15 protein-coding genes are annotated in these 16316 nt (G+C 60.3%); 3 read left to right on the top strand and 12 right to left on the bottom strand.

All coding sequences use genetic code 11. The features are described from left to right. Nucleotides 1–60: 60 nt before the first annotated feature. The 5 genes from AACY49_RS21265 to AACY49_RS21245 form a co-directional block, all read right to left on the bottom strand. Nucleotides 61–1899, bottom strand: coding sequence for an amidohydrolase (locus AACY49_RS21265; protein ID WP_258700071.1), 1839 nt, complete (start codon nt 1897–1899; stop codon nt 61–63). Nucleotides 1900–1944: 45 nt separating this feature from the next. Next, on the bottom strand, nt 1945–2571 hold the full coding sequence (locus tag AACY49_RS21260) for an antibiotic biosynthesis monooxygenase (protein WP_258700070.1): 627 nt from the start codon (nt 2569–2571) through the stop codon (nt 1945–1947). Beyond that, the gene (locus tag AACY49_RS21255) at nt 2564–2980 is read right to left on the bottom strand and encodes a DoxX family protein (protein WP_339526209.1); all 417 of its coding nucleotides are present in this window, start codon (nt 2978–2980) and stop codon (nt 2564–2566) included. The genes AACY49_RS21260 and AACY49_RS21255 overlap by 8 nt, the downstream gene beginning before the upstream one ends. A 275-nt stretch (nt 2981–3255) precedes the next feature. Then, nucleotides 3256–3636, bottom strand: coding sequence for a DUF6124 family protein (locus AACY49_RS21250; protein WP_339526207.1), 381 nt, complete (start codon nt 3634–3636; stop codon nt 3256–3258). Between the two features lie 537 nt (nt 3637–4173). Continuing rightward, entirely contained in the window at nt 4174–5097 is a 924-nt protein-coding gene (locus AACY49_RS21245) for a LysR family transcriptional regulator (protein ID WP_339526205.1), read from the bottom strand. Nucleotides 5098–5334: 237 nt separating this feature from the next. Here AACY49_RS21245 and AACY49_RS21240 point away from each other — a divergent pair, with 237 nt between their 5' ends. Further along, the gene (locus AACY49_RS21240) at nt 5335–5799 is read left to right on the top strand and encodes a helix-turn-helix domain-containing protein (protein ID WP_258700066.1); all 465 of its coding nucleotides are present in this window, start codon (nt 5335–5337) and stop codon (nt 5797–5799) included. 98 nt (nt 5800–5897) lie between these two features. Here the strand turns inward: AACY49_RS21240 and AACY49_RS21235 are convergent, their stop codons facing one another. After that, nucleotides 5898–6722: an alpha/beta fold hydrolase gene (locus tag AACY49_RS21235; protein ID WP_339526203.1), complete on the bottom strand. Its 825-nt coding sequence runs from the start codon at nt 6720–6722 to the stop codon at nt 5898–5900. 33 nt (nt 6723–6755) lie between these two features. Further along, nucleotides 6756–7331, bottom strand: coding sequence for a flavodoxin family protein (locus AACY49_RS21230; protein WP_258700064.1), 576 nt, complete (start codon nt 7329–7331; stop codon nt 6756–6758). Nucleotides 7332–7572: 241 nt separating this feature from the next. Here AACY49_RS21230 and AACY49_RS21225 point away from each other — a divergent pair, with 241 nt between their 5' ends. Further along, on the top strand, nt 7573–10377 hold the full coding sequence (locus AACY49_RS21225) for an ATP-binding protein (RefSeq protein ID WP_339526201.1): 2805 nt from the start codon (nt 7573–7575) through the stop codon (nt 10375–10377). Here AACY49_RS21225 and AACY49_RS21220 read toward each other — a convergent pair. Together AACY49_RS21220 and AACY49_RS21215 are read right to left on the bottom strand one after the other, a co-directional pair. Next, the gene (locus AACY49_RS21220) at nt 10342–11820 is read right to left on the bottom strand and encodes an ATP-binding protein (protein WP_339526199.1); all 1479 of its coding nucleotides are present in this window, start codon (nt 11818–11820) and stop codon (nt 10342–10344) included. The two genes, AACY49_RS21225 and AACY49_RS21220, sit on opposite strands and share 36 nt — an antisense overlap. 186 nt (nt 11821–12006) lie before the next feature. Continuing rightward, nucleotides 12007–12957, bottom strand: coding sequence for a GlxA family transcriptional regulator (locus AACY49_RS21215; protein WP_339526197.1), 951 nt, complete (start codon nt 12955–12957; stop codon nt 12007–12009). A gap of 323 nt (nt 12958–13280) precedes the next feature. Between AACY49_RS21215 and AACY49_RS21210 the strand changes: the two genes are divergently transcribed. Continuing rightward, nucleotides 13281–14003: a pirin family protein gene (locus tag AACY49_RS21210; protein ID WP_339526195.1), complete on the top strand. Its 723-nt coding sequence runs from the start codon at nt 13281–13283 to the stop codon at nt 14001–14003. Between the two features lie 220 nt (nt 14004–14223). On the opposite strand, the gene AACY49_RS21205 is transcribed toward AACY49_RS21210, so the two are convergent. The 3 genes from AACY49_RS21205 to AACY49_RS21195 form a co-directional block, all read right to left on the bottom strand. Then, nucleotides 14224–15042: a helix-turn-helix transcriptional regulator gene (locus AACY49_RS21205; RefSeq protein ID WP_339526193.1), complete on the bottom strand. Its 819-nt coding sequence runs from the start codon at nt 15040–15042 to the stop codon at nt 14224–14226. Nucleotides 15043–15047: 5 nt separating this feature from the next. Further along, the gene (locus AACY49_RS21200) at nt 15048–15587 is read right to left on the bottom strand and encodes a kinase inhibitor (protein ID WP_258700058.1); all 540 of its coding nucleotides are present in this window, start codon (nt 15585–15587) and stop codon (nt 15048–15050) included. A 122-nt stretch (nt 15588–15709) separates the two neighbouring features. Continuing rightward, nucleotides 15710–16303 (bottom strand): NUDIX domain-containing protein, encoded by a 594-nt coding sequence (locus AACY49_RS21195; RefSeq protein WP_339526191.1) that lies wholly within the window; start codon nt 16301–16303, stop codon nt 15710–15712. Between the last annotated feature and the right edge of the window lie 13 nt (nt 16304–16316).

Here is a 16316-nt window from a genome sequence, read left to right as displayed (position 1 = left end):
CTCGGAGGATGGACGTTGCTCAGGGCGCCGACACGACAGGCCAGCGCTTTTTTGTAATCACTAAAAAGCAAAACATGAACAGCCAAATGCGCCCCAGAACCCCTGGAAATCGCTGACCGGCGCATTCGACAGACGCGCTCGTTCATGGCTGTGGGAATGCACCGCGCACGGTCCGCTGCAATGGTGAACCTGCGCCTGCATCGGTGAAGCCGGACGCCAGTGCCCTGGCACCTTGACCACCGGCGACCAGTCCGGCAGCACCGGCACGCTGGCAGGTCCGAGTTTTTCGAAATCGCCGGCGGCGTACACCACCTTGCCGCCGACTACGGTCAACACCGATTCGATCCACTTGATGGCTTCTTCCTCGACGCTGAAAAAGTCCGCGCTCAGCGTCGCCAGATCCGCCAGTTGTCCGACCTTGATCTGGCCTTTCTTGCCTTGCTCCGACGAGAACCAGGCACTGCCGTGGGTGAACAGTTCCAGTGCGGTCTGCCGCGTCAGGCCTTCTTCATACAGCGCCAGGCCACCGACAGTGCGGCCGCTGACCATCCAGTACAGCGACGTCCATGGGTTGTAGCTGGAAACCCGCGTGGCATCGGTGCCGGCACCGACCGGCACACCCTCGGCCAACATGCGCTTGATCGGCGGCGTGCTTTCAGCCGCCTTGCTGCCATAACGTTCGACGAAATACTCGCCTTGGAACGCCATCCGGTCCTGGATCGCAATGCCGCCACCCAGCGCCCTCACCCGCTCGATGTTGTGCGGGGTGATGGTTTCAGCATGGTCGAAAAACCATGGCAAACCGTTGAACGGAATATCGCGGTTGACCTTCTCGAACACGTCGAGCATGCGGCTGATGGATTCGTTGTAAGTGGCGTGCAAACGGAACGGCCAGCGCTGCTCGACCAAGTGGCGAACCACCGGCTCCAGCTCCTGCTCCATGGTCTGCGGCAGGTCCGGACGCGGCTCGAGGAAGTCCTCGAAGTCCGCCGCCGAGAACACCAGCATTTCCCCAGCACCGTTGTGCCGCAGGAAGTCGTCGCCCTGATGCAACTTGACGCTGCCGGTCCAGTTCTGGAAATCGCTCAGCTCTTCTTTGGGCTTCTGGGTGAACAGGTTGTAGGCAATGCGGATGGTCAGTTGCTGGTCCTTGGCCAACTGCTCGATCACCTGATAATCGTCCGGGTAATTCTGGAAACCACCGCCGGCATCGATCGCACTGGTCAGCCCGAGGCGGTTGAGTTCGCGCATGAACTGGCGGGTCGAGTTGACCTGATATTCCAGCGGCAGCTTCGGCCCCTTGGCCAGGGTCGAATACAGGATCATCGCGTTGGGCCGCGCGACCAGCATGCCGGTCGGATTGCCGTTGGCATCACGCACGATTTCACCGCCCGGCGGGTTCGGCGTGTCGCGGGTGTAACCGGCCACTCGCAGTGCGGCACGGTTAAGCAGCGCGCGGTCGTATAAATGCAGGACAAACACCGGTGTATCCGGCGCCGCCTGATTGAGCTCTTCCAGAGTCGGCATGCGCTTCTCGGCAAACTGGAATTCGTTCCAGCCACCCACCACCCGTACCCATTGCGGTGTCGGTGTGCGGTCGGCTTGCTCCTTGAGCATGCGCAACGCATCGGCCAGGGACGGCACGCCTTCCCAGCGCAGTTCGAGGTTGTAGTTCAAACCGCCACGGATCAGGTGCAGGTGCGAGTCGTTGAGGCCGGGGATGACGCAACGGCCCTTGAGGTCGATGACCTGGGTGCCCGAGCCGCGCAGGGCCATCGCCTCTGCATCGTTGCCGACAGCGACAAAGCGCCCGTCCTTGATCGCAACGGCACTGGCCAGCGGTTTTTCCCGGTCTACGGTATGAAATTGGCCATTGAACAGAATCAGATCGGCGTTCATCGCAGTTCCTTCGTCATCAGTGAAATGAAGCAAAAAAGCGCCAGCTCAGCGCGGCGAATTTGCGTTGGATTCGAGGTGCTCCCGTGGCTGACTGGCCGTCAGCCACGGCGCAAACAAGCGAGTCGCGGCCGGCATGCACACGTACACCACCGACACCACGATGGTCAGGGTGATCAGGAACGTGGCGACCACGTAGTTGGAGAGAAAAGCGTTGAATTTGAGCAGCGGCCCCCAGAGCAGCGGCACCAGCAAGGTGTGCGGCAGAATCACCAGCAACGACACCACGGCCTGCTTCCAGCGCGGTGGCGGCGACGCGGCATCGGCCAGCGGCGCGAACCAGAATTCGTTGACCGGGTTGACCTCGGTCTGGTCGCCGTCGGCCAGCATCGACGCGGCTTCATCGATCAACGACTGACGTTGCGGCGAATCGAGCCAGTGCTGCATGGCCTCGGTGGAGCAAAAGCGCAACACGCAGGTGAACATGTCCAGGCCACCGTTCTTGCCGCGGATCACGTCCACGCCCAGATGTCCTTCCGTGCGCCCCGCTACGCTGACGATGTTGCGCAGCCAGGCTTCATAGGCTGCTTCGAAACCGGCCTTGACCCGGTGCTTGACGATCAGCGTCACGATCTCATCGGACCCCGGCGCTTTTTGAGTTCGGGCTTCAGGCATAACGGAGCACTCCGGGCAAACGGACATTGAGCGCCAGCCGTCCCGGCCCGGCGATAAACACACTGGTAAAGAGGATCAACAGCAGCCAGCCGAACTGCCCTTCGGCCACACTCCATTGCAGGTGCACGACCAGCAGCGCCACCAGCAGCACAAACAGAATAGGCAAGCACGCCAGGCGCACCAGCACCCCGGCGACAATCAGCAACGGGCACAGGACTTCGGCGAAAATCGCCAGGCTCAGGGTGAGGTGGGCACCGAGGTGGAACGGATCTTCAATCAGTTGCAGTTGCCCACTGAAGTCCAGCAGCTTGGGCAAGCCGTGCACCCACAGCAGAAACAGACCACCGCTGACCCGCAGAAACAGCAGCCCGACATCCCGCGCCTGTTCATCCCGTTGCGAAGCGTTCATGGCTCACCCTTGTTCAATCACTGGCACTGAATAGTGCCGCCAAGGGGTAGGGAAAAATTGGATGTACGTGCTCTCTTTGCCCCAACACACTGGTCGCCCAAACAACACATCCCCTGTGGGAGCGAGCCTGCTCGCGATGGCGGCCTTCCGGTCAACAATGATGTTGCCTGACACTCCGTCATCGCGAGCAGGCTCGCTCCCACAGGGTTTTGTGCGTGTTCACTACTGCTCAGGCAACAAAAAACGGCCCGCAGGCCGTTTCGTATTGAATCCGGTCAGACGGCCGGGGCCACCTTCAATTCCAGACTATCCAGCGCCCGATTCACCGCCAGCTCACCGAACATGATGAGCTGCGCGACGCCCAGTATCGTATTGCGCTGCGGCCCCTCCAGAAACCCGGCGCAGTCACTGGCGATCACCTTGGCCGAGGCAAAGGATTCGCAGGCATTGGCCAGTAGCTCTTCGATGTCGATGTCCGGGGCGACGGTGTAAATCGTGCTCGGTTTGCGCGGGGGCTGATTGGCACCGTCGGGGTCGGACGGTTTGAGGTAGTGATCGAGGGCGCGTTCGGCGGCTTCGTGGAGTTTTTTGGGATCGAGGGGATCGTAGGGGGAAACGCCGTCGGTTTCTGGCGGGTTAGGTGTGGCTTTGAACATGGTGATGTCTCCGTTATACCTGATGGAACCACCAGTACCTGTCGCTAAACAAGTAAGGGTGGCGGCTGTACGCAGGTTAGCGAACCGAGAGGTATAAGACCCGGCAGACCCGAGGGCCTCCCGCGCACAGCCACCATATCGAAACTGCAGACATGGAATGCCTGCAATATGACGGAGCGTTGTTGCGCTTATACCTGTTCAAGTCGCTAAACCCGATCGCTGATTGGCAGCGATGCGGAAACGATAAAGACCAGGCCCAAAGCGCACAAGCCGGCGGATTCTGGCGCAGTCGTAGGCAACGGCGCAAGGATCTGTAGCTTTCAGGAAGTAACGCTAAACACTATTAAACACAGCCCTCGAATCAACACACATTCCCCTGTGGGAGCGAGCCTGCTCGCGATGGCGGCCTTCCAGTCAACAATGATGTTGTCTGACACTCCATTATCGCGAGCAGGCTCGCTCCCACAGGGGATTTCGGGTATATCCGCAAAATCGGGTCGACCGTCAGGATCAAAAGATCGCAGCCTTCGGCAGCTCCTACGGTGCCGGTATTTTCAGGGGTTCGGACATGAACTGGCTGATCCGCGACCTCAACCAGCGCTCTGCCGGATCATTGTCATGCACCCCACTCCAGGCCATCGACAGTTGCGCGGCGTCGATGGGAAACGGTGGATCTTCGACGCGCAACGCACAGCCTTCGACCAACGCGCACGCGGCATAGTCCGGGACAGTGGCGATCATTTCCGTGCCAGCGAGCAACGCGCGCAAACCACTGAATTGCGGCACGCCGAGCACCACGCGACGGGTGCGGCCGACCTTGGCCAGGTCGAGGTCGATGTTGCCGCTCAGGTCGCCGGAGAACGACACCATCGCATGCGGACGGGCGCAGTATTCGTCCAGCGTCAACGGCCCCGGGCGCTCATCGCCGCGCAGGACTTTGCAGGGAATGTCCCGCAGCTTCTTGCGCTTGGCATTGGCCGGCAGATCCGTGGTGTAGCTCACCCCCACCGAGATTTCCCCCGACGCCAGCAACGCCGGCATCAACAGATAGTTGGCGCGGCGCACCACGACCACGATCCCCGGCGCCTCTTCCTGCAATTGCCGCAGCAATGGCGGAAACAGGCCGAACTCGGCATCGTCCGATAGCCCGATGCGGAACACATCGCAGCTGCTGGCCGGGTCGAACTCCTTGGCCCGGCTGACCGCCCCCGAGATGGTGTCCATCGCCGGTTGCAGTTCCGTGAGAATCGCCAACGCCCGCGCCGTCGGCTCCATTCCACGACCGTTACGCAGCAACAACGGATCGTCGAACAAATCACGCAACCGCCCAAGCGCGGCGCTCACCGCCGGTTGACCCATGAACAGTTTTTCGGCGACCCGGGTCAGGTTCTTTTCGAACATCAGCGCTTCGAAAATCACCAGCAGGTTCATGTCGACGCGGCGCAGATCATTACGGTTCATAAGCACAATCCCATTGTGTTTTGGGCCAGGCACGAGGGCAGACGAGCGTCGTCTGACTTTACTCGAGACGCCCGTCCCGTTCGAGGAATTAACAACGTTTAACTCGCAAGCCAAAGCCCTCGCGACCAAGAATGAAGCCTTCTGCGCAGGCCTCTTTTTTTAGAATTTTTAGAAAAAGAAACGTGCTGACCCACCGTGCAGTGCACCCGCGCGCGCCCACCGACACGGACATTGGCCATGGCTCACATTCAGCAAAACGCGATCAAGGCGTGTGCCATTGAAACGCAAAAAAAACCCACGGGCGGCCTTAGCCCCTGGCGCGAAACACGGGTCAAACAACTGATCCTCGACCACCTCGGTGAAACCCTGGAAGTGACCGAACTGGCACGGGCCTGTGCCCTGTCGCGCAGTCATTTTTCCCGTGCGTTCAAGTGCAGTACCGGCCTCTCGCCGCAAGAGTGGATACGTCAGCAACGCATCGCACGGGCCAAGCAGTTGATCCAGGACACGGACCTGACCCTGACGCAAATCAGCCTGGAATGTGGCTTCTGCGATCAGGCACATTTCTCTCATATCTTTACTCGCAGCGAAGGCATCACACCGTTTGCCTGGCGCTGCCGGACCGTTCGTGTTCTTCCCTCTCTCAAGATCAAAAGATCGCAGCCTTCGGCAGCTCCTACGGGTGTTCACATAACCCTGTAGGCGCTGATGAACAACAACGATCGCAGCCCTCGCCAGCCCCCACGGGCGTTCACATAACCCTGTAGGAGCTGGCGCAGCCTGCGATCTTTTGATTTTGATCAGCCTTTGATAAACGCCAGCAGATCTTCGTTGAGTTGATCCTTGTGGGTATCGGTCAGGCCGTGCGGGGCTCCAGGGTAGACCTTCAATGTGGAGCCCTTGACCAGTTTTGCCGAGGCGATGCCCGAGGCTTCAATCGGCACCACCTGATCGTCGTCGCCATGCACCACGAGGGTCGGCACGTCGAACTTCTTCAGGTCTTCGGTGAAGTCGGTTTCAGAGAACGCCTTGATGCAGTCGTACGCGTTCTTGTGACCGGAGGCCATGCCCTGCAACCAGAACCAGTCGATCATGCCTTGCGAGGGTTTGGCGCCCGGCCGGTTGAAACCGAAGAACGGACCGCTGGCCAGATCCTTGTACAGTTGCGAACGGTCGACCAACGATGCCTGACGAATACCGTCGAACACTTCCAACGGCAGGCCACCCGGGTTGGTGTCGGTCTTGAGCATCAGCGGCGGCACCGATGAAATCAGCCCGGCCTTGGCCACGCGACCAGTGCCGTAGCGACCGATGTAGCGCGCCACTTCGCCACCGCCGGTGGAGAAGCCGAACAGCACGGTGTTTTGCAGATCCAGATGCTCGATCAGCTGCGCGAGGTCATCGGCGTAGGTGTCCATTTCGTTGCCGAACCATGGCTGGCTCGAACGACCGTGACCACGACGGTCATGGGCGATGACCCGGTAGCCTTTGGAGGCCAGGAAGATCATCTGCGACTCCCAACTGTCGGCATTCAACGGCCAACCGTGGCTGAAGACGATCGGCTGACCGGTGCCCCAGTCCTTGTAGTAAATCTCGGTGCCGTCTCGGGTGGTAAAGGTGCTCATCATGATTCTCCTGATGCATGGGGTTTACGACGGTTAATCAGAGGTATGGGCCATTCGCTCGGCCAGGCGCGCCACCCGCTCGCCCAAATGTGCGGCGGTACGGCGGTCTTCCTGGGGGGGTGCAAATTCTGGGGATTGCTCGACGTTCGATTGGGCCATCGCCCCCAGCGAACTGCCGAGTCGATTCAACTGCCCGTCGAACACGCCGATGCTGCTGCGCGCCGGCAACAGGTCGAGGCCGACCCAGATCATCGAGTGCTGGGCGGCGAACACCGCCATCTGCAGCAAGGTGTTGAGCTTGTCGCCGCACAGGCAACCGGAGTTGGTAAACCCGGCAGCGAGTTTGTCGCGCCAGGGTTGCGCCAGGTAGAACGACGCGGTGGCTTCCATGAAGCCCTTGAACGCCGCCGAGGCGCTGCCCATGTAGGTCGGGGCGCCGAAGATGATTGCATCGGCACGGTGCAAGCGTTCCCAGTGCTCGTCCACTTCCTCCACCGGAATCAGCCGACTGGTGCTGCCCAAGTGCCGTTCCACTCCCAGGCCCACCGCTTCGGCCATGACCCGGGTGTGCCCGTAACCACTGTGATAGACCACCACCACGTTGCTCATTCCGGCTCCTCCAGAAGTGTTCGTCCTTTTGCGGCACGCTTTTTGTTGCACTTTCTGTTGCAAAAAGGCCGATACCTTCGGCTAATTGAAGAAATGGATTTTTGAGCGTAGACCGGACACAGCACGAGTTAAACGTTGTTAATTTTCTACTGCGCACCTGACGCTGCGTTGCGTTGCCGAAAAAACTTGAGGAACATGCCCGGATAGCCCGTGATAGACGGATGCAAGCAGGAGTGACCCGTTGACCCTTTCCCCCGAACAGGCCATCCATTTCGGCCCCTACCGGATCTACCCCGGACAACGCCTGGTGATGGAGGCCGACCAGCCTCTGCGCCTGGGCAGGCGGGCCATGGACATTCTGTTGATCCTGCTGGAGCACGCAGGCCAGGTGGTGAGCAAGCAGCACCTGATCGCCCGGGTCTGGCCGAAAAGCGTGGTGGAAGACATCAACCTGCGCGTGCACATAGCGGCACTGCGCAAAGCCCTCGGTGACGGTCAGGCCGGCCAGCGTTACATCGTCACCGTCGCCCAGCGCGGCTACAGTTTTGTCGCACCGTTTTCCCTGGAGCCCATCGAACAACGCCCGCAAAACGACGCCAATGAACCAGGCGGCCATAACCTGCCGATCCGCCGGACCCGCATGATCGGCCGTCAGGCCCTGGTCGACAGCCTGTTGGCGCAACTCTCGCGGCAGCGTTTCATTACCCTCGTGGGCCCCGGCGGGATCGGCAAGACGACGGTGGCGCTGCGCGTCGCCGAGCAACTGATCGGTCGCTATCGAGACGGCATTCGCCTGCTGGACCTGGCACCGATCAACGACCCCTTGATGATCGGCGCACACCTGGCGACAGCGCTAGGCCTGTCGTTGCATGACGCCGAACCCATGAACGGGCTCGCCACGTGCTTGCGCGACCGGCAGATGCTGCTGGTCATCGATAACTGCGAACACTTGATCGATGCCATTGCGTTGCTCAGCGAAAGTATCCTGCGCACAGCGCCCCAAGTGCATATTCTGGCCACCAGTCGCGAAAGCCTGCGGGCCGAAGGCGAATGCGTGCAGCGCCTGGAATCGCTGGACTGCCCACCGCCCATCGCGGTCCTCGACCGCGCTCAGGCCCTGACATTTTCAGCGCTGCAATTGTTTGTCGAGCGGGCGATGGCCAGCCACGACAGCTTCGAACTGAGCGAAGCCGAGCTGCCGCTGGCAATTGAAATCTGCCGTCGCCTGGACGGTATACCGCTGGCGATCGAACTGGCGGCGGCGCAAGTCGGCAACCTGGGCTTGAGTGGCTTGCTGTCACAACTGCAAGGCAGTTTTCGTCTGCTCGCCCAAGGCTGCCCGACGACCATGGGCCGCCATCAAACCCTGCGCGCCACACTGGACTGGAGCTTCGAACTGCTCAATGCCTGCGAGCAAACCTGCCTGCGCCGATTGGGGATATTCCGGGGCGGTTTTACCCTGGAATCGGCGGCCGCCGTGATTGTCGGCCAGTACATCGAGCCCGACGTGGTATTTGGCTCGATTACCCAATTGGTGGCCAAGTCATTGCTGAACGTGGAAGTCGGCGAGGAAGAAGTGTTCTACCGTCTGCTCGACACCACACGTGGCTATGCGCTGGAAAAACTCGACCAGGCCCAAGAGCTGGCGGACATCCGGGAGCGCCATGCCGAATGCTGCCTGGCCTTGATGCAGCAGGCGCAGAGCGATTGGGAACACACCCCGAGCGAGCGCTGGACCGAGCGTTACGCCCGCAACCTGGAAGACATTCGCGCGGCGCTCGATTGGGCCTTGAATACTCAAGGGTCGCAAGCGTTGGCCATCCGCCTTGCCGCGACCTCAACACCGCTCTGGCAGGAACTGTCGCTGCTCAAGGAGCACGGTGTGTATGTGCGCAAGGCCTTGGCGTTGCTCAAGGCGACAGACCATCCCTGCCCGCGTTTGAAAATGACCTTGAAGCTCGCCCTCGGCAGCTCCTGCTACCACACCCAGGGCGGTACCGCTGAAACCATCGAAGCGTTCGTCAGTGCCAAACGACTGGCCGAACACTGTAACGATATGGCCGGTCAGCTCAGGGCAATCTCGGGGCACATGGCGGTCAACCTCAGTTGTGGCCAGTACCAAATGGCCCTGGAGCAGAGCCGACAATTTGACTGTTTGGGACTGCACGGCGACGCGGTGTTATCCCTGAGCACTCACCGCTTGCGGGTCTTGGCCCTGCATTTTGCCGGGGATCAGGCACTGGCGCGGGAGAGTGCCGAGCAGGTCATTCAACGCCTGGCCCAGAGCGGCCACCTCAACCGCTTCACCCATGGCTTTGGCGTGCAGTACGACCAGAGCGTGGCGGCCCTGACGATTCTGGCGCGCATTCTCTGGTTGCAAGGGCTCCCGGAGAAAGCCTGGCACACCGCACGACAGGCGCTCGACATCGCGATGCAGATCAATCATGGCACGTCCATCTGCTACACCCTGGCGCTGTCCGGTTGCCTGATGGCCCATTACAACGGCAACGCGCCGGTCGCCCGCGAACTCCTGGCCTTGCTGCTTGAGCAGGCGAAGAAACACTCGGTGTTGCTGTTCTACACCTGGGCCAAACATTACGCGCAGGTGATCGACGTTGCCGATACGCCCTCGTCCCCGCGACCAGACACCGGGTTGGTCAAGGAAATCATGGTCACGCTGGACAGCCGTTTCATCGATGATGCGTTGCTGGAACGGGCCGAAAACGGCGCGGCGGGCTGGAGCACGGCGGAGATTTTGCGGGCCCGGGCCGACGCGTTACTGGCAGAGAATTGCCCGAACAGCGTCGACGCGGCCGAGGCGGTGCTGCTCAAGGCTTTAGCCGTGGCGAAAACCCAGGGAGCGCTGGCCTGGGAACTGCGCAGCGCCACATCACTGGCTCAGCTGTGGCAACGTCAGGGCCACTTGCGACAAGCCCATGAGCTGCTGGCGCCGATTTACCAGCGTTTCACCGAAGGCTTCGCCACACCGGACCTGATCAAAGTCCGGCGGCTACTCGACGAGCTGCAGCGCGACCTGCCTGCCTGAAGTCCGGTGAGCCGGACTGGTGTAGCGTTCATAACGCAGTTCGAAGGCGTGTAAATATCCGCTGTGTTCGAGCTTCTCCAGGGCGTAGGTGCGCGTGGTATTGAGGAAACGGTAGCGGGTCACACCGTTACCCTGCTCCACCGAGAGCAGCGATTTATTCGCCAGACTCTCCACCACGTTGACCAGGCTTGCGGGCAGCAACATCGCGCCACTGATCACGCCAATCGCCGCGTCCAGGGTGAACGCCATCTTGAACACCGCCAGCCGCTGCAACACCATCTGCTCCAACGGGCTCAGCCGTTCATAGCTCCAGTCCAGTGCGGCTTTGAGATTCTGATGCCGTGGCACGGCGGTGCGTCGACCTTGGCTCAACAGCTGAAAACAGTTGCCCAGTTGCGCTTGTAACCCCACCAGCGCCAGTGCATCGATCTGCGCCGCCGCCAGCTCAATGGCCAGGGGCAAGCCATCCAGCCGCCGACAAATTTTGCACACGGCCTTGAGATCCTGTTGGCGCAGGGCAAACCCTTGCTGACGGGCTCGGGCGCGGCTGACCAACAGCTGCACCGCTGAATACCCCATGGCCTCGGCCAAGCTATAAATCGCCGAGGCTGGAGGCACCGTCAGGGGTGGTAACCGCAGCAGCGTTTCCCCTGCCGCTCGCAGCGGTTCGCGACTGGTGGCGAGGATCGACAACCGAGGCGCCGAAGCCAGCAGATCGTCCACCACTGTCCGACAACGTTCGAGCAGATGTTCACAATTGTCGAGCACCACCAAGGCATGCCGTTGCGCCAACGCCTTTGCGCCGACGTCCAGTTCCAGAGTGCGTGACAGATGATCGACAAGCTGCGACGGGTCATCGATGGCTGCCAGGTCAACCATCCAGACACCATCCCGATAGTGCTGCAACAGCAATTCGGCCACGCGCAATGCCACGGTGGTCTTGCCAATGCCAGCAGGGCCGACCAGGGTCATGAAGCGTCGAACCGGTAACTGCCTGACCACGCTACCGACGATAGAGTCGCGACCAGTCACCGCTGTCAGCCGCGCAGGCAAGTTGTGTTGAGGCTTGTGCAAGGTTTCGACCAGCACAGGAGTGCCCGTCCGGTCGTGCTGCACCGGGGCGATGAAGCTATAACCGCGTTGGGGAATATTAACGATGTAGGGCTGCCCGTTCGGCCCATCGCCGAGCGCTCGACGCAGGGCGGCAATGTGTACGCGCAGGTTGATTTCCTCGACCACCGAGGTCGGCCAGACGTGAGCAATCAGCGCCTCTTTGCTGACCACCGCACCGGCGTGCTCGACCAGCACCTGCAAAATTTCCAGGGCTCGCCCCCCCATACGCAACGGCCGATCACCGTCCAGGATCAGCCGCTGATGCAGGTGGAACGCGTAGGGCCCGAACCGCAGTACCGTGTCGTTGTTTATATTTCTGAGGCTGTTCATGCACGTTCATGCGCTGAAAACCTGGCCCGGTTCAAGGAACTGCAAGGTCCCTCGCCCCCGCCTATCCAGGCTCCCGCACCTCCTTGAAAAAGAGTTCACGGGTATCTTGGCAGGCATGGATGACCGTACAACGGCCACGGGAGGAGCATCACCGCCAACGCGGTGCGCACGACGGACAACAACGCGCTAACTGAACTGCTCGCGGTACTGGGTGGGGGTCAGGCCGAGCTTTTCACTAAACAGAAAGCGCATATGGCGCACGCTGCCGAAGCCACTTTTATAGGCCACGGTCTTGAGCGGCAGGTCGCTGGTTTCCAGCAGATTACGGGCGTGATCGATGCGCGCGCTTTGCAGGAACTCCATCGGTGTCATGTTCACTTCCCGGGCGAAAACCCTGGCGAAGTGCCGCGCACTCATGTTCACCAGACTGGCCATACGTTCGATGCCGAACGCTTCGTCGAGGTGTTCGAGCACATGGTTCTGCACCCGGGTAATCGGCGTTTCCTGTGGCGCCACCGCCGCCATCAACGGACTGAACTGCGCCTGCCCGCCCTGGCGTTTCATCACCACCAACAACACTTTGGCGACATCCTGGGCGACTTTCTTGCCGTGGTCCTGGGCAACCACCGCCAGCGCCAGGTCGATACCGGCAGTGACACCACCGGAAGTGATGAGGTTGCGGTCCTGCACGAAAATCTGATCAGTCTCGACGATGGCCTTGGGAAAGCCTTTGATCAGCCGTTCGGTGTAATGCCAGTGAGTGGTCACGCGAAAGCCGTCCAGCAACCCGGCATGCCCGAGCACGAACGCGCCGGTGCAGATCGACCCGTATCGGTTCGCACGGCTGACCGCAGCCTGAAGCCAGTTGAGCAGCGGCGGATGCTTTTCGTTGTAGGCCCCCGGCCCGCCCGGCACCAGCAACACATCGTAGTGTGCGCTCGCCTGATCGATGTGCAGATCGGCCTGGACACTGACGCCGTTGGAGGCCCGCAATGCGCCCTGCTCGGTGCCGATGGTCAACAGCTCGTATCGGTCTGCCGGTTGCAGATAACGATTGGCGATGGAAAACACCTCCATGGGGCCGGCCATGTCGAGCAGGAGAAAGTCTGGGAACAACACCATTGCCACGGTTTTCATGGGTTCAAGGTCACTAAAAGAGTACGGATTAATATCACTGCGCCAAACACCAAACCCTTGTGGGAGCGAGCCTGCTCGCGATAGCGGCGGGCCGGTCAACATCGATGTTGAATGAAAAACCGCCATCGCGAGCAGGCTCGCTCCCACAGGTATCCCTCCCGACATTATGGCCGAGTGTAACAACAAGGATACGTGAACCTGCTCACACAACTGTCAACCTGTACGAGACAGTATTTCAATTTTCATCTACTTATTGCACATCAAGGTAAACATTAACCTTCTCCTCACTCGGACGAATTCACGTCCTGACAGGAGATTTCATCATGCTGACCCTTCGTAAAGCCTCGGATCGCGGCGCGGCCAATCACGGTTGGTTGAAGTCGTTCCATACCTTTTCCTTTGCCAATTACCGCAACCCACGGGAACAGGGTTTTTCCGACCTGTTGGTGATCAACGACGACCGTGTGGCCGCCGGCAAAGGCTTTGGCCAGCACCCGCACCGCGACATGGAGATTTTCTCCTACGTGCTCGAAGGCGCGCTGGAACACAAGGACACTTTAGGCACCGGTTCGGTGATCCGCCCCGGTGACGTACAACTGATGAGCGCCGGCAGTGGCGTGGCGCACAGCGAATACAATCACTCATCGACACGCCCGGTGCACTTCCTGCAAATCTGGATCGTGCCTGACGTCAGCGGCGCCAAACCGCGTTATCAGCAAGAGCATTTCAGCACCCAGAAAAAACGCGGCCGCTTGCAGCTGATCATTTCCCCTGACGGGGCCAACGGTTCGCTGCACGTCCGGCAGGATGCGCGAGTGTATGCCGGGCTGATCGACGGCAAGGAAAGCGCCACGCTGGAACTGGCTGCCGATCGCTACGCTTATGTGCATGTGGCGCGGGGCAGTGTCGAGCTGAACGGCATGCAGTTGCAGGAAGGCGATGGCGTACGGGTTCGCGAAGAACAGGTGCTGACCTTGAGCAATGGCGTGGACGCCGAGGTGCTGGTGTTTGATTTGCGGCCGCAGGAGTTGCCGGAAATGCCATGACCTTGTGGCGAGGGAGCTTGCTCCCGCTGGGCTGCGCAGCGGCTCCAAAACCGGTATAGGGAGCTTTCCTGGCACACCGCATCCGCCGTATTTGCGACTGCTTCGCAGCCGAGCGGGAGCAAGCTCCCTCGCCACAGGGGCCGGCGATTAAGGTTTTCGCTAGGCACAAAAAACGGCCCACTGGCCGTTTTCACTCGGATCAAATTAAGTACAGGAATGCCTAAATCGCCGCCCGCAATTCCCGTGGCGACAGGCCATAGTGTGAGCGAAAGCGCACGGCAAAACGTGAGGCCGAGGCGTAGCCGCTGGCACCGGCAATTTCACCGATAGGCCGGGAAGTGGTTTGCAACCATTGCAGCGCCGTCGCCAGTCGAACACTTTCCAGAATATTCCTGAAACTGCTCCCCTCATTGGCCAGTTGGCGACGCAACGTCGATTCACCAAGGTTCAGGTGTTGTGCGACGCTCGCAACCGTCCAGTCGCTCTCAGGGCTGCCCATCAGCAATTGCTCCACACGTTCGCACAGTGGATCATTGCGCCCCATCAGCAGCGGTCCGGCCTGGCCGTTGAGGCCCAGGCTGAGCAGAACCGCTTCCCCATAGTGGGTGCGTAATGCATCCGGAGCGTTCGCATTGATGGCGGCCAATAACTGATCCCATGCCTGTGTCGTGTGCCTGTCCAGAGGAACACACAGATCTGTGGTCGGGGCACGGTGACCACTCAAGATCTGCCGGCCATATCGGCTGCTGAAGTTGCGCAGTGTCGAACCGGGAAAGGTCACGACATCAGCGATATAGTGACCATGAAGGCCGGGGAAGTTCGAGAGGCCAAGCTCGCGCCCGGCCGGCATCAGAATCAGATGTTGCGGCCCTGCGCGCATCTCCCGGTCATCCCATTGCAGCAGCTTTTCCCCCTGTCGCACTCGACACAGGGTGGTTGCGAATATCGGCACCCGTTGCAAGGTGTGAGGCTGCCGCGCCCGTATGACACACGCATCGATAATGTTTTCCCGGTGCTGGATGCCGTCACAAGGGCGCATTGCTCTTAACGTCCGTAAGTTGAAGTGATGGTCGCTTTGGCCAAGGCGTTGGCATTGAGCATGTAGCCCACCAAGGCGCCGCTGGCCTGGTTATCGAGTGGTAGCTTATCGACTTTCAACGCCCATACGGTGAATTGATAGCGATGGGGCTTATCCCCTACAGGAGGGCAAGCGCCGCCAAATCCCGGTTGGCCATAATCGGTTCGCCCTTGTACTGCGCCGGCAGGCAGGTTCGAACCGACTCCGCTTGGCAAACTGCGGGTGGAAGCCGGTAAGTTGACCACGGTCCAATGCCACCAGCCGCTGCCGGTCGGCGCATCAGGATCGTAGACCGTGATCGCGTAACTTTTAGTGCCGGCCGGGGCGTTGGACCAGGACAATTCTGGAGACGTATTACCCCCTTCGCAACCGAAGCCCTGGAACACCTCTCGACTGGTGAGCGGGCGATTTTCAGCAATATCCTGGCTGCTCAGCGAGAAGTCGGCAGCGTGCCCAGTGAGGACAACCCCCATGGACAATGCGGATAGGATAATTCGGATGTTCATCGTGACCTCATCGGTGTCTTGGCATGAAGCACGAGTCTAGAGAGAGCAAAGGCTGATTACTGTGCCGAAATGCTCGACCATTGTGCCTGAACGCTCTCTCGATCCAGGCAAGCCCCGCCGGCTCAAACCGGTCCGAAAATATCCTTCATCGCCGCATACTGCAGCAGCATGATGGTCTTGGCATCGCAAATCTCCCCGCGATAAAACGCCGCAAGGGCGTCGTCGAACGTCCACTCCAGCACTTCCAGTTCTTCGGTTTCTGCTTCCAGCCCACCGCCCTCGCTGACTTTCGAAGACGCGTCGTACTCGGCAATAAAGAAATGCAGTTTCTCCGTGACCGACCCGGGGCTCATGTACGCCTCGAACACCTTCTGCACATGGTGGACGCGATAGCCGGTTTCTTCTTCGGCTTCAGCGCGAATGCGCTCTTCAGGCGCAGCGCCTTCCAGCAGGCCCGCCGCTACTTCAATCAGCAAACCATCATGGCCATTGACGAACACCGGCAAGCGAAACTGGCGGGTCAGCACGACGGTTTTCTTCTCGCGGTTGAACAGCAGAATCGCCGCGCCGTTGCCACGGTCATACACCTCGCGGGTCTGACGCTGCCAGTCGCCGTTGTTGCGCAGGTAATCGAACGTGATTTTCTTCAGCAGGTACCAGTCGTGGGACAACACCTGGGACTCGATGATGTTGACCCGCTCGGCTGTGTTCGACATGACAATCCATCCC

The organism is Pseudomonas sp. EL_65y_Pfl2_R96 (genome assembly GCF_963970905.1).
Lineage (GTDB): Bacteria > Pseudomonadota > Gammaproteobacteria > Pseudomonadales > Pseudomonadaceae > Aquipseudomonas.
Note: the sequence above shows the minus strand (reverse complement) of the source record. Positions and strands in the feature narration are given on the sequence as shown.

Coding starts and splice junctions, on each gene's coding strand:
- AACY49_RS21265 (WP_258700071.1), bottom strand. CDS start 1,899: ATGAACGCCGATCTGATTCTGTTCAATGGCCAATTTCATACCGTAGAC.
- AACY49_RS21245 (WP_339526205.1), bottom strand. CDS start 5,097: ATGAACCGTAATGATCTGCGCCGCGTCGACATGAACCTGCTGGTGATT.
- AACY49_RS21235 (WP_339526203.1), bottom strand. CDS start 6,722: ATGAGCACCTTTACCACCCGAGACGGCACCGAGATTTACTACAAGGAC.
- AACY49_RS21250 (WP_339526207.1), bottom strand. CDS start 3,636: ATGTTCAAAGCCACACCTAACCCGCCAGAAACCGACGGCGTTTCCCCC.
- AACY49_RS21195 (WP_339526191.1), bottom strand. CDS start 16,303: ATGTCGAACACAGCCGAGCGGGTCAACATCATCGAGTCCCAGGTGTTG.
- AACY49_RS21230 (WP_258700064.1), bottom strand. CDS start 7,331: ATGAGCAACGTGGTGGTGGTCTATCACAGTGGTTACGGGCACACCCGG.
- AACY49_RS21220 (WP_339526199.1), bottom strand. CDS start 11,820: ATGAACAGCCTCAGAAATATAAACAACGACACGGTACTGCGGTTCGGG.
- AACY49_RS21240 (WP_258700066.1), top strand. CDS start 5,335: ATGGCTCACATTCAGCAAAACGCGATCAAGGCGTGTGCCATTGAAACG.
- AACY49_RS21255 (WP_339526209.1), bottom strand. CDS start 2,980: ATGAACGCTTCGCAACGGGATGAACAGGCGCGGGATGTCGGGCTGCTG.
- AACY49_RS21210 (WP_339526195.1), top strand. CDS start 13,281: ATGCTGACCCTTCGTAAAGCCTCGGATCGCGGCGCGGCCAATCACGGT.
- AACY49_RS21200 (WP_258700058.1), bottom strand. CDS start 15,587: ATGAACATCCGAATTATCCTATCCGCATTGTCCATGGGGGTTGTCCTC.
- AACY49_RS21260 (WP_258700070.1), bottom strand. CDS start 2,571: ATGCCTGAAGCCCGAACTCAAAAAGCGCCGGGGTCCGATGAGATCGTG.
- AACY49_RS21205 (WP_339526193.1), bottom strand. CDS start 15,042: ATGCGCCCTTGTGACGGCATCCAGCACCGGGAAAACATTATCGATGCG.
- AACY49_RS21215 (WP_339526197.1), bottom strand. CDS start 12,957: ATGAAAACCGTGGCAATGGTGTTGTTCCCAGACTTTCTCCTGCTCGAC.